The sequence below is a fragment of the Streptomyces sp. V3I8 genome (genome assembly GCF_030817535.1).
Taxonomy (GTDB): domain Bacteria; phylum Actinomycetota; class Actinomycetes; order Streptomycetales; family Streptomycetaceae; genus Streptomyces.
Genome location: NZ_JAUSZL010000002.1, coordinates 8,276,100 through 8,289,807, shown reverse-complemented (window position 1 = coordinate 8,289,807; position 13,708 = coordinate 8,276,100). Strand labels below are relative to the sequence as shown.

The 13,708-nt window shown below is 72.5% G+C and carries 13 protein-coding genes and 1 pseudogene; 6 read left to right on the top strand and 8 right to left on the bottom strand.

Translation table 11 applies throughout. From position 1 onward, the window contains the following. Positions 1-23: 23 nt before the first annotated feature. From QFZ75_RS36670 to QFZ75_RS36660, 3 genes are all read right to left on the bottom strand, one after another. Positions 24-254, bottom strand: coding sequence for a hypothetical protein (locus tag QFZ75_RS36670; RefSeq protein ID WP_307543742.1), 231 nt, complete (start codon positions 252-254; stop codon positions 24-26). A 33-nt stretch (positions 255-287) separates the two neighbouring features. Next, a complete protein-coding gene (locus QFZ75_RS36665; protein WP_307543741.1) occupies positions 288-974 on the bottom strand; it encodes a HemK2/MTQ2 family protein methyltransferase in 687 nt (228 codons plus the stop codon). A 253-nt stretch (positions 975-1,227) separates the two neighbouring features. Then, positions 1,228-1,401, bottom strand: a complete 174-nt coding sequence (locus tag QFZ75_RS36660; protein ID WP_307543740.1) for a CsbD family protein — start codon at positions 1,399-1,401, stop codon at positions 1,228-1,230. A 222-nt stretch (positions 1,402-1,623) separates the two neighbouring features. Here QFZ75_RS36660 and QFZ75_RS36655 point away from each other — a divergent pair, with 222 nt between their 5' ends. Further along, positions 1,624-2,001, top strand: coding sequence for an ANTAR domain-containing protein (locus QFZ75_RS36655; protein ID WP_307543739.1), 378 nt, complete (start codon positions 1,624-1,626; stop codon positions 1,999-2,001). A 170-nt stretch (positions 2,002-2,171) separates the two neighbouring features. On the opposite strand, the gene QFZ75_RS36650 is transcribed toward QFZ75_RS36655, so the two are convergent. Beyond that, positions 2,172-3,032 carry an RNA polymerase sigma factor SigF gene (locus QFZ75_RS36650; protein WP_307543738.1) on the bottom strand — a complete coding sequence of 287 codons (861 nt, stop codon included), beginning with the start codon at positions 3,030-3,032 and terminating at the stop codon, positions 2,172-2,174. A gap of 314 nt (positions 3,033-3,346) precedes the next feature. Here QFZ75_RS36650 and QFZ75_RS36645 point away from each other — a divergent pair, with 314 nt between their 5' ends. From QFZ75_RS36645 to QFZ75_RS36630, 4 genes are all read left to right on the top strand, one after another. Beyond that, positions 3,347-3,697 carry a DUF6479 family protein gene (locus QFZ75_RS36645; protein WP_307543737.1) on the top strand — a complete coding sequence of 117 codons (351 nt, stop codon included), beginning with the start codon at positions 3,347-3,349 and terminating at the stop codon, positions 3,695-3,697. A 140-nt stretch (positions 3,698-3,837) separates the two neighbouring features. After that, positions 3,838-4,839: an iron-containing redox enzyme family protein gene (locus tag QFZ75_RS36640; protein ID WP_307543736.1), complete on the top strand. Its 1,002-nt coding sequence runs from the start codon at positions 3,838-3,840 to the stop codon at positions 4,837-4,839. Positions 4,840-4,889: 50 nt separating this feature from the next. Continuing rightward, a complete protein-coding gene (locus QFZ75_RS36635; protein ID WP_307543735.1) occupies positions 4,890-5,114 on the top strand; it encodes a CDGSH iron-sulfur domain-containing protein in 225 nt (74 codons plus the stop codon). A 54-nt stretch (positions 5,115-5,168) separates the two neighbouring features. Next, a complete protein-coding gene (locus QFZ75_RS36630; RefSeq protein WP_307543734.1) occupies positions 5,169-6,044 on the top strand; it encodes an EamA family transporter in 876 nt (291 codons plus the stop codon). 131 nt (positions 6,045-6,175) lie between these two features. On the opposite strand, the gene QFZ75_RS36625 is transcribed toward QFZ75_RS36630, so the two are convergent. Together QFZ75_RS36625 and QFZ75_RS36620 are read right to left on the bottom strand one after the other, a co-directional pair. Beyond that, the gene (locus QFZ75_RS36625; RefSeq protein WP_307543733.1) at positions 6,176-6,583 is read right to left on the bottom strand and encodes a DUF6114 domain-containing protein; all 408 of its coding nucleotides are present in this window, start codon (positions 6,581-6,583) and stop codon (positions 6,176-6,178) included. Beyond that, a complete protein-coding gene (locus QFZ75_RS36620) occupies positions 6,583-7,275 on the bottom strand; it encodes a DUF6230 family protein (RefSeq protein WP_307543732.1) in 693 nt (230 codons plus the stop codon). The genes QFZ75_RS36625 and QFZ75_RS36620 overlap by 1 nt, the downstream gene beginning before the upstream one ends. Before the next feature lie 770 nt (positions 7,276-8,045). Here QFZ75_RS36620 and QFZ75_RS36615 point away from each other — a divergent pair. Then, positions 8,046-8,711 carry a Tat pathway signal sequence domain protein gene (locus QFZ75_RS36615; RefSeq protein WP_307543731.1) on the top strand — a complete coding sequence of 222 codons (666 nt, stop codon included), beginning with the start codon at positions 8,046-8,048 and terminating at the stop codon, positions 8,709-8,711. Positions 8,712-8,785: 74 nt separating this feature from the next. Here the strand turns inward: QFZ75_RS36615 and chvE are convergent, their stop codons facing one another. Beyond that, positions 8,786-9,883 carry a multiple monosaccharide ABC transporter substrate-binding protein gene (chvE, locus tag QFZ75_RS36610; protein WP_307543730.1) on the bottom strand — a complete coding sequence of 366 codons (1,098 nt, stop codon included), beginning with the start codon at positions 9,881-9,883 and terminating at the stop codon, positions 8,786-8,788. A gap of 607 nt (positions 9,884-10,490) precedes the next feature. Next, positions 10,491-13,695: pseudogene (locus tag QFZ75_RS36605) on the bottom strand (amidohydrolase family protein). Positions 13,696-13,708 lie beyond the last annotated feature (13 nt).

Below are 13,708 nucleotides of genomic sequence, written 5' to 3'. Positions count from 1 at the left end.
CGGTGCCCGACGCGCCGAACGGTCTACCTCGAGCCGTCGCCCCGCACCGCGTCCTTGTTGGCGCCGGGGCTGGGGCTGATGGGGTCGCCCGAGCCCCCGCCCCGGCCCCGGCGGGTGCCCGAGTCCTCCTCGTGGCCCTGGTCCTCGATCTCCTTCAGGGCCTCTTCGGTGGCGGTCCGGGGGGCATTTTCGTGGTCGTGGTCGGTCTCGCGGTCGTCTGCGCGCCGCACGGTGCGTTCCGGTTCGTTTCCCATGCGCCCCCGAGTACCCGCCGCCCCGGGGTGCAGTCAGTCGCGCTGCGCCCGGACGATCACCAGTTCCTCGTTCTCCTCACGCGGCGCGATCCGGCCGGACTCCCTGAGCCACGGCAGCCGGGAGCGCAGTACGGGCCCGAACGGGATGTACGCCCGGTCGCTCACCGTGGCCCGCAGACCCGAGTCGGCCAGGCGCTCCAGCGTCTCCTCGGTGCCGCTGAGCCCCGACTGGGCGATGAGCAGGACGCCGCCGGGCCGCAGGACCTGCGGCGCCTCGGCGCAGATGCGGTCCAGGACCACGCGCCCGTCGTGCCCGGCGTTCCAGGCCCGCTCGCGGCCGCGGCCGGTCGCCGGCTCCGAGGGCGGTGTGGGCACGTACGGCGGATTGCTGATGACCAGGTCGAAGGAGCGCCCCCGGACCGGCTGGAGGAGGTCACCGCGGTGCACCGTGAGGCGCTGACGGGCCCGCAGGGCGTTCAGCCGGGCGGTGAGCACGGCCCGCCAGGCGATGTCGACCGCCGTGACGCGGGCACCCCTGCGGGCCGCGCAGATCGCCAGTGTCCCGGTGCCGGTGCCGAGGTCGAGGACGTCCGTGCCGGGGGCGGGTTCCTCACGGTGCAGGGCCCGCGCCAGAAGGTAGGTGTCGGCCTGCGGCGCGTAGACACCCGGCGGCGCCAGCACGGGTCCGGGCCGGCGTGTCGGGTCGACGAGAAAAGCCATGGAGGTAGTCCTCTGTCCGGGCGCCCTCAGGGGTACGGGAAGTCAAGCGACTCGGCCACGGAACGCCAGGTCGGGCGCGTTTTGACAGACATCGAGTGCCCCTCGATCACTGCTCCACACCTCATACGTCACGGCCGCCACGCCCCCTCCCGGACGCCGGGCACGGGAACGCCCCCGAACGGCCGTGGGAGGGGCCCGGTGACCGTTCGGGGGCGTCCGTGCGGGGGGCCGGAGTGCGCCGGACCCCGTCGGCCTAGCGGCCGGACTTCTTCATGTGCTGGGAGCCCTTGGCCGCGAGCTCCTCGGCCTTGCCCCTCATCTGCTCGCCACGGCCTTCGCCCGCCATGGACGTGTCGTCCGTGGCCCGGCCGACGCTCTCCTTCATCTTGCCCTTCATCTGCCGGGCCTTGCTCTTCGCCTTGCTCATGGTGTTCCGTTCTTCGAAGGGGGTTGGACTGCGTCTCCACCCTGCGCCCACCCCGGGCCGTTCGCAATCCGTAGCGGTTCGTCACCCCGGGTGACACACGTGCCCGGCGGGTCGTCCGCGCACTGGCACGCGCGCGCCGGAGTGGGGACGATGGACTGCGACCGTGGAGCCCGCCCGGGGGACGGCGCCACGAACCGTGTGCCGCGACCCCGGAGGGGACGAATGACGCCAGACGTGGGTTCGGGTACCGACGAGCCCGGCGGCGGCCCGCACGGCCGCACCTCCTCCGAGGAGGACGCGCCCCGGATCGTCGAGCTGCAGGAGGAGATCGGCCGGCTCAGGGAGGCCGTGACCTCCCACGCGGTCGTGGACCAGGCGATCGGCATGATGGTGGCCCTCGGCCGGGTGACACCGCGTCAGGGATGGTGCGTGCTGCGGGAGGTGTCCCAGCACACGAACATCAAACTGCGGAGCGTCGCGGAGCTGATCATCGCGTGGGGCCACGACGGCGATCTGCCGCCCGACGTCCGGGCCGCCCTGGAGGACGCGCTCGGCCGGTACGGGCCCACCTGCCGTCCGGAGCCCGGACCACCGCCGTGACGAGGACGTTCGGGTGTTTCACCCGGGCATCGCCGGATACCTCGGACAGTGGCAGGCCGCTGGCAAACCGCTCCCGGGAGGGTTCGGCAGTGAGCTCGCCGCGCAGCCGCCCGACCCGGGAACATCCGGGGCGGGCGGTTGGGTTCGTCCGGCGGGGCCCGAGGACCGGTTCAGCGGGAACCCGGAGCGGAACCGGGGCCGGGACCGGGGTCGGACTCGGGAGCCGCGCCGGACTCCGGCTCGAGGTCGGCGAGCGCCTCGTCGCGCACCTTGGCACAGCATCCGCTCAGCAGCCGTGAGACGTGCATCTGCGAGATCCCCAGGTGCTCGGCGATGCGCCCCTGCGTCATCCCCCTGAAGAAGCGCAGATAGAGGATGGTCCGCTCGCGCTCGGGCAGCGCGGCGATGCAGGGCTTCACGGCCTCGCGGTCGACGACCAGGTCGAAGCCGGTGTCGGACTCGCCGAGGGCGTCCCCGAGCGCGTAACCGTCGTCACTGCCGGGCAGTTCGGCGTCGAGGGAGAGGGCGGTGAAGCTGTCCAGGGCCTCGAAGCCGGCCCGGACGTCGTCCTCGGTCATCCCCGCGTGCGCGGCGATCTCGGCGACCGTGGGCCGGCGGCCGGGGATGGTCTGCGACAGTTCCTTCGCGGCGGCGCGGACCCGGTTGCGCAGGTCCTGGACGCGGCGTGGCACGTGGAGGACCCACATGTGGTCGCGGAAGTGACGCTTGATCTCGCCGGTGATGGTCGGGATCGCGTAGCTCTCGAAGGCGTTGCCCCGCTCGGGGTCGTAGCGGTCGACCGCTTTGACGAGGCCGAGGGCCGCCACCTGGGTGAGGTCCTCGACGGATTCCCCCCTGCCGCGGTACCGCAGGGCGATGCGGTTCGCCATGGGCAGCCAGTCCCGCACCAGTTCGTCGCGCAGAGCCTGCCGCTCGTCCCCGTCGGGCAGGGCGGCGAGCCGCTCGAAGGCCGCCGCCGTGTCGGGGGCGTCGTCATGGGGATGCTGCTTCGTCCTCACGGTGATTGGCATGGCGCGTCGCATCTCCCTCGGAGGGTGCTTCCGGAACAGTCACCGTGGGAGGGCGCGCGGACGGCCCGGCCGGAAGACGACCGGGGCGGGGCCGGTGAGCCAGCTCCCACGGACGTGCCTCCGGTCCGAAGCACTATGTGTAAATTCCCCCGAAGGGGAGATTGGTAATCCATTCACTTCATACCATGACATAACGGAACCGATTGGTCATGCGGGGTGACAGCTCCCCAGCCCGGTGGACCGCGCCGGCGCGCACCGCGAGGAAGGGCTCCGGCCAGTTTGTTTCGGCTGGTGGCGCGGGGTACCCGGAAGCAATGGACTACAACGCGACACCACTGGCTGCCTCGGGTTCCGCAGTGGGCGGAATCGTGCCGTTCCTCATCGGCGTCATCGTTGTCGGTGGCCTGATCTTCGCCGTCTACTGGGGACGTCGACAGCGCGCCCAGGAACCCGCGCCCCCGCGCCCCGAGGAGCAGCCGACCCTTCCGGAGTCGGGTCCCGTGCGTGAGGTGCGGGAGCGGCGGGAGCCCACCGAGGTGCCCGAGAACGACGGGCTCACGCCGCACGACCTGAGCGGCTCGTCACACCGCGCGGCCGACCAGGAACCCCAGACCTGGGACGACAACGGCAGCAGCTTCGGCAGCGGCGGTCCCGGCAGGACCTGACGCATGTCCGCCGCACCGGCGTCCCAGGCCGCCCTCGGCCTCCCCGGGACGCCGGTGCGAAGGCGTGCCCCGGTCCCTTCCCCGCCTCGGCGGCGCGGCAGCCCAGGTGAGGGGAGATCGATCACGGGTACTCGGTGCGCATGGAATCCGTAGCTACGCACCCGGTCCCGGAACCGGAGCTTCCGCCGAGTCGGGGAGAGATCTCCGCGGCGGTCATCGAGTATCTGCGCGGCGCAGGCCCCCTGCCCGACGACGCGGCCCTCGCCGGCGCCGAGCCGCTCGGCGACGACCTGCAGCTCGCGCTCTACCTCTGTTACGAGCTGCACTACCGGGGCTTCGCGGGTGTCGCCGACGCCCGTGAGTGGGACCCGGAACTGCTGCGGGTGCGCGCCGCGTTGGAGGAGCCGTTCCTGGCGGCCCTGCGCGCCGGGGCCACCCGGCACGAGCATGCCGACGACGCGCTGGACGAACTGCTCGTGGAACCCGTCGACGGCGAGGGCGTCTCCCATTTCCTGCGGGACAAGGGCGAGTTGTGGCAGCTGCGCGAGTACGCCGCGCAGCGCTCCGTCTACCACCTGAAGGAAGCCGACCCGCACGCCTGGGTCCTGCCGCGCCTGTGGGGACGCGCGAAGGCCGGCATGGCGGCGGTGGAGTTCGACGAATGGGGAGGAGGGCGTGCCGAGCGCGTGCACGCCCGGCTGTTCGCGGACCTCATGACCGACCTCGAACTGGATCCGACGTACGGGCGCTATCTCGACGCGAGCGGCGCCGAGGCCCTGGCCGTCGTCAACCTGATGTCCCTCTTCGGTCTGCACCGCGCGCTGCGCGGCGCCCTGGTGGGGCATTTCGCCGCGGTCGAGACCACCTCCTCCCCCGGTTCCAGGCGGCTCGCGAAGGCGATGCGGCGCGTCGGGGCGGGTCCGGCGGCCGAGCACTTCTACGCCGAGCACGTCGAGGCCGACGCGGTGCACGAGCAGGTGGTGCGCCGGGAGGTCGTCGCCGGCCTGCTGGAGGTGGAGCCCCACCTCGACGGTGACATCGCGTTCGGTGTCGATGCCACCGGCTGGCTCGAGGACCGGCTCGCGGACCGGTTGCTGGAGGCATGGCGATCGGGGCGCACATCGCTGCGCACCGCCGTATGACCCCGCCGGGCACCACCTTCCGCCAGTCGAGAGAAAGGCGGTGACCGGCCGTGCCGGACACCTCTGCCGAACGTCCGCGCCGGATCGTCGCCCGGCGTGAGGGGCCGATGCTCGTCGAGGGGCCGGTCGAGATCACGCTGGAGGACGGCACGACCGTGACCTCCGACCGTTTCTGCGTGGCCCTGTGCACGTGCAGGCGCAGCCGCATCTATCCCTGGTGCGACACCAGCCACCGCAAGCACACCCCCACCGCGCGCCCCGGTTCCGACCACTGACGCCCGGCCGCCCCAGGAGGCGTCGACGCGCCCTCGCGTGGGAACCCGGGCCGGATGGGCGCTCTCCTCGCACTGGCCTCGGCGGTCTGCTACGGCGTCGTCGACTTCGCCGGCGGACTGCTCTCCCGCCGGACGCACTACGCCGTCGTCTCCTTCCTGGGGCAGGTGGGCGGTCTGCTGCTGGCACTCGTCGTCGCGGCGGTGGTGCCCGCGGACGCGGTGCGGTCCGCCGATGTGCTGTGGGGCGCGCTGTCCGGAGTGGGCAGCGGTGCCGCCATGCTCTTCCTCAACCGGGGTCTGAGCCGCGGGGCCATGAGCGTGGTGGTCCCGGTGAGCGCCGTCACCGGGGTGGTCCTGTCCGTGCTGTGCGGCGTCTGGTTCCTGGGCGACCGGCCCAGCGTCCCGGCCTGGCTGGGCATCTGCGTCACCGTGCCCGCGCTGTGGTGCGTGTCCCGGGGCGGCGGGCGCGGGACGGACACGGGCCGGGCCGCCGCGGACGGGCTGCCGGCGAGTCTGGGCGTGGCCGTGCAGTACATCGGCCTGGCGCAGGCCGGCGCCGGGAGCGGGATGTGGCCCGTAGCCGCGGGACGGGTGGCCGCCGTCGTCCTGCTGCTGCCGAGCGCCTGGCGGTGGCTGTCCGGGGTCCGGCAGCCGGCGGGTCCGCTCGCTCGGCCGAGGGGCCTGTGCGTTCGGCCGAAGGGCCTGTGCGTTCGGGCGATGGCCGTCGGTGCGGGCGCCGCCCTCGCGCTCGCGCTCTACCTGGCGGCGGCCCACCGGCAGATGCTCGCCCTCGCCGTCGTCCTGGCCTCGCTGTACCCGGCGATCCCGACGGTGCTGGGACTCACCCTGCTGAACGAGAAGGTGAACCGGCGGCAGACGGCGGGACTGCTGGCCGCCGCGGGCGCGGTGGTCCTGCTGACACTCGGATGACCTGACGACCTGACGACCTGACGACCTGACGACCTGGCGACGTGACGACGTGACGACGTGGCGATCGGATCACCGGGCCGGGCCGCGTGCGGTGACCGCGGGGGCGCCACCTCGGTGACGCCCCCGGCGTGTCACGGTCGGGCCACCGGCTCCCGGTGCTCGCGCCGGCTGCGGCGGCGCCATGAACGGGCGGCCCGCGGCTCCTGGTCCGGCAGCCAGCCGAAGGTGAGGCAGCTGCCGACGACACCGAGGAGGAGACCGATGAGGAAACCGCCCAGGTTCGAGGTGAGCCAGGTGCCCAGGGAGACCAGGACCCCGAGGATCGAGTAGAAGAGGCGCTGTGCGGGGTTGAAGAGGACCAGCAGCCCGCAGATCACCATCATGAGCGGCAGGAGGTAGCCCGCCACGCCCTGCACGCCGATGTGCATGACGACCTTCAGCGACGCCTTCTCCGTCAGCAGGATCTCCGCCCCGCCCAGGGTGAGCAGCAGCCCGCCCCAGAACGGACGGGCCGCACGCCAGCGCCGGAAGGCGTCCATCAGCAGCCCTGGTCGCTGAAGCTCAGCTTCAGGCCGGGGAGCTTGAACACCGCCGCCGTGGTGGCGTAGTTGGTCTGCCGCAGGTTGCCGATGTGGACGGTGTCGGCCTGCTGACTGAAGACGCCCTTCGGGCCCCGCGCGTGGGACTTGTCGAGCGTGCTGGCGTCGTTGCCGATCTCGATGTTGTTGAAGGCCGCGTTGCCCGACAGTTCGGTGGAGTCGGTGGTGAGGTTGGTCGCGGAGACCTTCTCCTTCCCCTCCCCGGCCCTGATGAGCAGGTTCGTGCCACCGAGGTCGACACTCTGGCAGAGCTTCTCCAGGGTCGCCTTCTTGATCGCGGAGACCACCACCAGGACCTGCCCCCCGGTGTCGCCCTCGTTGGGGCTGCCCTCGGCCATCTGGTCGAGGCCGCCGAACTGCGCGAAGCCCTCACCGTCGAGGTTGGTCGCGGTGACCGTGAACGGCATACCGGATATCGCGAACTGCACACCCAGGGCCCCCTGGGCGGTGAGGATCATGAGGCCCGCGGCGATCACGGTGGCAGGAACCGCCATCACCGCGGCACGGCGCAGGCGGACCCGCCCCCGTCCTGCGGGGCTCGCGGAAGGCGCCGCGGCGGAACCGCTCTCCGGTACTCCGGAAGGCTCGGGGGTGGAGCCGGCGGACGGGCCGATTCCTGAGGAAGAGACCATTTTCTGCTCCCAAGGGCATGTCTACGCGAGGTGCGGCTTCAGGTGGCACGTTGTCCTGGCGCGGACAGCGAAAGCGGCGTACGCCTCCTCGCGTCTCCCGGCGGGCGCAAGGGCTTTCTCGTTACGCAGCAGTAACCGCGACGGAAGTTACCCGCGGTAAGGGGCGAGGGTCAAGCATCTTGTGCAAAAAGGGGGTCGGGGATGTGACGAAGACATGGAGGGCGCTCACGAGGGATGGGCGAAGCCTCGTGAGCGCAGTCCACGCAGTCCTCGGCGGGTGTGGCGGAAGACCGCCGGTCAATGGCCGAAAATTCTGATCGGGCGTCAACTTCCGCGCACGGTCTTGACGTTGAACAGTACGCAGGTCTACAACTCTCCCTGGCTACGCACGGATCCGTGGCGCCGGATCCCGCCGACGACGCACGTCGATTCCCGGGTTCCCTCCCGTCACACGGCCGGCCCGGCCCTCAACCGGCCGGCAGGCCGGTCACACGGTCGACAGGCCGGCACGCCGTCCGTCGACAGGCCGTCACTCGCAGACCGACCGCACGTGCGATCCGCAGTCGCCCCTCCACGGCACCGGCACGGTCGTTTCCCCCTCCCGGACCACGCCCGGTCGCCCGTCCACCGGTTCCGCGCCGGGGGCCGTCCTTCGACGCCCCCGGCCGGTCGTCCGGCAGTCACCGCCGGCCCGTCGCGCACGGAGAAGGCGCGCCGGGCCGGCGGTGGCCCACCTCACCCACCCTCACACCCGAAAATGAGGCACCCGCATGCGTACTCGGACTTCCCTCGCCCTGGCCGCGGCCGTCACGGCCCTCGCCCTCTCGGCGGCCGCCCCCGCCTCCGCGGCCGCCGGCACGGTCCTGACCACCGGCGGTGCCGGCGGAACGGCGGTCGCCGTCGGCGACGTCCTCAGCGCCTCCCTGGCCACCGGCACGAACGCCACGCTCTACTCCAGCGCCACCGGCACGAGCGGCGTCTCCTGCTCGGCCTCGGCCTTCGTCGCCCAGGTCGTCAACAACCCGGCCGCGCCCGGCACGGCCACCGAGTCGGTCACCGGCCACACCTTCAACGCCGCGAGCTGCACCAGCAATGTCACCGGCGTGCTGGGGGTCACCCGCATCACGGTCGACAACCTCCCCTACGCCACGGCCGTGACCTCCGGGGGCAGCCTCACCATCACCCCGGCCGCCGGATCGACCGTCCAGACGACCGTCGTCCTGCGGACGCTGCTCGGCAGCATCACCTGTGTCTACCGGGCACCCAGCCTGACCGGCACGGCGAACAACGCCGACAACAGCATCTCGTTCGCCAACCAGCATTTCACGAAGTTCTCCGGCTCGTCGCTGTGCTTCAACAACGGCTACTTCACCGCCAAGTACGCCCCGGTCACCGACACCACCCAGGCGGGCGGCCCGGCGGTCTTCGTCAACTGACACCGCCCGCGACCCCCGCATGAACGAGGGCGGGGCGGGGAGAGCGACCTCCCCGCCCCGCCCCTTCGCACGCCCTACTTCAGGTCGCTCTTCTTGATGTAGCCCGAATCGACCAGCACCTGCTCGTAGTTGGCCTTGTCGACGCTCACGGGCTCCAGGAGGTAGGCGGGAACGACCTTCTTCCCGTTGTTGTACGTCCTGAGGTCGTTCAGCGCCGGCTTCTTGCCGTGCACCACGGAGTTGACCATGTACGCGGTGACCAGGGCCAGTTCGCGGGTGTCCTTGTAGACGGTCTGCGACTGCTGGTTGTCCATGATCGACTTTACCGAGGGCACCTCGGCGTCCTGCCCGGTCACGATGGGCAGCGGCTTGCCCGCGGTGCCGTAGCCGTGCTCCTTCAACGCCTTGATGATGCTGATCGACATACCGTCGTACGGGGACAGGACCGCGTCGATGTCCTGGTCTGCGTACTCGGAGTCGAGCAGCTTGTTCATGCGCTTCTCCGCCGTGGGGCCGTCCCAGCGCGGGGTGGTGACCTCGTTCATCTCGGTCTCGCCGGATCTGACGATCAGGTCACCGCTCTGGATGTACGGCTCCAGGACCTCCATGGCGGCGTTGTAGAAGTAGCGCGTGTTGTTGTCGTCGGGGGAGCCCGCGAAGAGTTCGACGGTGAACGGGCCCTTCCCGCTGCCGTTGACGAGCCCGAGGCCCTCCGTGATGAAGTCGGCCTGCAGGGTGCCGACCTTCACGTTGTCGAAGCTCGCGTAGTAGGCGACGTTCGGGGTGCCGAGGATCAGCCGGTCGTAGGAGATCACCGGTATGTCGGCCGATTCCGCCTTCGCCAGGACGTCGGTGAACGCCTTGCCGTCCACCGAGGCGATCACCAGGGCGTCGACGCCACTGTCGATCATGGCTTCCACCTGTGCGACCTGGTTCTTCGGGTCGTTGTCGGCGTACTTGAGGGTGGTGGTGTAGCCGAACCCCTTGAGCTCGTCGACCATGTTCTGGCCGTCGTTGAGCCACCGCTGGGACGTTTTGGTGGGCATGGCGATACCCACGGACGCGGCCTTTCCGTCGCTGCCTGTGCCGGAGTCTCCACCGCACGCGGTGAGGGAGAGGGACAGGACCGTCGAAATGGCCGCAGCTACGGTGGTGCGGGCGCGCATGCTCATGGTTCCTCACTGGATGAAAGGCAGTTCGGTGGAACTCGGCGGCCGGGCGGGCACCCGCGGGACGTCCGGCCCCGGCCGGACCGGCGGGCCGGGATGGAGCCGTCCGCGGCGCACGGGTCCTGGCGGGGCCCGTGGTGCGTCGTGTTCGGTGCCGAGTTCGAGCCGAGGCTGCCCTGACGGGGGTTCGGGGCGACGCGTCCCGCAGACCGCACTGCGCGTACGGGCCGGAGGCGGACGCCTGGATTGATCGGTACCCGGTCGCGTGGAGCCTTCCGGGGATGGACTGGGGTTCACCGGGTCACGGCGAGGGGGTGGAGCGTCAGACCGGACGGTATGTCTCTCGCGTCGGGGCGTTGTCGGACCCGCACACGAGCAGGCCGGGATGACCGGCCCCCCACGTGCACGGACTCGAACGCGGGGTGCGCGGGGCAGCGTATCCCGGGGCGGTGCCCCTGTGGCCTTGTTTCGTCACATTAGTTGCGCCGGCGCACGATCGGTGTTGTCGAGCCGGGCGACGCTCCTGGCGTTTTGCGGACGATCCGGTTCCAACCCGCTTGCCTTACCGACCGGTTGGTCCGTCGAGCGGGCGCCCCGAGCGTACGGTGCCTCAGCCGTCCGCGTCCCAGGCGCCCGTGTCGCAGCACCCCTCCTGCCGCATCAGCCGTCCCACCGCGAGCCAGTCGCTCTCGTCCGCCGCCCGGCGCGTGCGGCCCGGGGACACGGGCTGGTACGCCGCCACGAGATCGTCGGTCGTGTACGGGACCCCGCCCCGCAGCACGGCGGCCGTACGCACGAGTGTGTCGAAGTCCGTGAAGGGGTCGCCGTCCACCACGGTCAGGTCGGCGAGCCTGCCCGGCCGGACCGTGCCCAGGTCGTCGTCCAGGTCGAAGAGCCGGGCCGGCAGCACGGTCACCGTACGCAGGGCCTCGGCCGGGGACAGCCCGCCCCGGTGCAGCGCGCGCAGACCGAGGTGCAGGGAGAGGCCGACGGGGACGAGCGGCTGGTCGGTACCGAGGGCGACACAGCCTCCTTCGGCCAGGATCCGCCGGTAGACACCGGTCTCCGTGTCCAGGGCCGCCAGTTGGGCCGGGCTCGGCGGCACGCCCGCCCCCTGGCGGACGAGGGCGGCGTCCCAGGGCGGCATCACGGTGGTCACCCGGGGATCGTCGGCGAGTGAGGGATCGGCGCCCAGGAGGGGCGCCGAGGTGAACGGGGTGGCGATGAGGCCGAAGCCGACGCCCCGCGCGGTGTAGATCTCCAGCACGTCCTGGTGGGCGCGCCCCGAAGCGGTGGTCGCGTGCCCGAACTCGCCCCGCTGGGTGGCCTGCAGATGGGTCGTCAGGTCCTGTCCCAGTTGTACGCCGGGGGACAGCAGGTGGCTGCCCGAGCGCACGCCGAGCCGCTCGTGCGCGAAGCGCGCGGCCTCCTCCATCACCCAGCCCGGCGCCCTCACATAGGTCTTCACGAAGTCCCAGTCCAGTGCGGCGCCCCGCTCCAGCGAACGCCGCAGCCCGGCCCTGGTCCGGTGGGCACGGCCCATGCTGTACGCGACCCGGGAGCCGTCGAGGAGTTCGCCGGTGGTCAGCAGCCGCGGTCCGGCGAGCCGCCCGGCGGCGACCGCCTCGCGGATACGGGCCTGTTCGTAGGCGAATCCCCCCAGGGACACGGCGGTCGTGATGCCGTAGGTGAGCTGGCCGACCGTCTGACGGCCGCCGTAGGTCACCTGCCACGGGTGGGTGTGGGCGTCCCACAGCCCGGGCACGACGGTCTGCCCGGAGGCGTCGATCCGGGTCAGTGCCGCGCGGCGCCGGTGCGGCTCGACGGCGGTCACCCGCCCCCCGCGCACGACGATGTCGACGTCGTCCCGCACGGACTCGCCGGTGCCGTCCCAGAGGCGGCCGGCGTGCACCACGGTGTCGGCGGGCACGGGACTGCGCCGGTCGAGCGGCACGCGCACGGTACGCGCCCTGCCGCCGTCCACGCCGATCAGCCGCAGGCAGGCTCCGGAGAGGTACAGCAGGGTCCGGGAGTCGCCGGACCAGGAGGGGTGGTCGGCCGGTTCGGTGGTGAGGGTGCGCAGGGCACCCCGCGGGGTGCCGTCGGGCGCGACGGGCAGCAGGCAGAGCGCGGACTCGACGATCACCGCCAGCCAGCGGCCGTCGGGCGACCAGACGGGTCCCGAGTCGTAGCGGTCGGCGATCGGGACGTGCGGCGCCACCGCGTGCAGCCGGTCCCGCCCGGTCGTGGTGTCGACGACCCGGACGAGGTTGTAGCCCTCCCGGAAGCGGAGGTTGAGCCGGTTGCGGTCGCACAGCGCGAGGTGGCGGCCGTCGGGCGACCAGCTGGGCCGCCCGGGCAGCCCGCCCCCGCCCATCGGGGTCGCGAGCACCTCCTCCGCGCCGCTCGCGAGGTCGCGGACGACGAGCCGCCCGGTCAGGTCCAGACAGGCGAGGCGCGGTCCCGTCGGGTGAGAGCGCGGGATGGACCCGTCCGCCGGTGGCGAGTGCGCTCTCCTCGCCGGTGACCGGATCCAGCCGGTACACCCCGAGCAGGCCGTCCCGGTCGTCCGCGTACAGCAGGGTGCGTCCGTCGCGCGACCACGACGGCCCCATGAGGTACTGCGTGGGCGCGGCCCGGCGCAGCGGCCGCGGTGCCGTGCCACCCGAAGTACCGGCCAGCCAGAGCGAGTTGAGGGCGGCGAAGGCGATGTGCCGGCCGTCGGGCGACAGCGCGGGCAGGTGGATGCCGCGGACCGGGCGGGCGCGCCCCTGACCCAGGTCGTACTCCTTGACCGTGTAGTGCGGCCGGTCCACGGGCAGCACGCCCTCGAAGGGGACGACCTCGCTCCGCGCCGGCTCCTGCGGCCGTACGAGGGTGAAGTGGCCGTCGACGGTCAGCAGGAGCTCCCCGGCCGCCGTCCAGCGGGGCGGCACCGGCGCGACGTCCCCGGCGACGGCGACGGGCTCACCGTCGACGACGAGCGTGCAGGTGCCGTGCGGCGGCGCGGTGGTCCGCAGATACGCCAGGCGGCCGTCCGGCGCGGGGGCGGGCGTCATGATCTGTGCGGACGTGGTGTCGGTGTGCTCCACGACGACGGGGCCGGTTCCCCCGGCGGGGACGGCGGCGACGGTACGGGCCTCGACACCGGTCCCGGTGGCGGTGGTGACGCCCTTCGCGCGTACGAAGAGGATCCGCTTCCCGTCGGGCGACCAGGCGGGGTCGAAGTCCTCCCAGGGACCGTCCTGCAGGGGGCCCGCCTGACCGGGCAGTCCGGTCAGCCGGGCGATGCCGCCGGTGCGCAGGTCCAGTACGTGGATGCGGTACGGGCTGCCGGCCACCGGGTCGCCGCCGCGCTCGGAGGCGAAGGCGATACGGGTGCCGTCGGGCGACCAGGCCGGGCCGCGGTCGTCGAAGGGCCCGTCGGTGCGCCGGCGTACGTCCGATCCGTCGGGCCGCGCCGTCCAGAGGTGGAAGCCGCCGCCCCGGTAGGCGCAGAAGGCGATGAGGCCGCCGTCCGGCGCGTACACCGGCCGGTTGGGTTCGAGACCGGCCGGGGTGAGGGGGACGGCCCGGCCCCCGGTGCGCGGGATCGACCACAGGACGTTCTGGATCTCGGCGACCAGCCGGTCCCCGCCCGGCGCGAGGGTCGCCGAACCGTTGGTGGCCGCGGTGAAGGACAGGGTGAGGCCGGCGGACGGCCGGGCGGACGCGGGTGCGACGCCGAGGGCGGTGACGGCGCCCGCGGCGCCCGCGGCCGCGAGGAGCCGGCGGCGGGAGGGGGAAGGGGCGGCGTCGCCCCGGTCTCGGTCCATGACGCAGCACGCT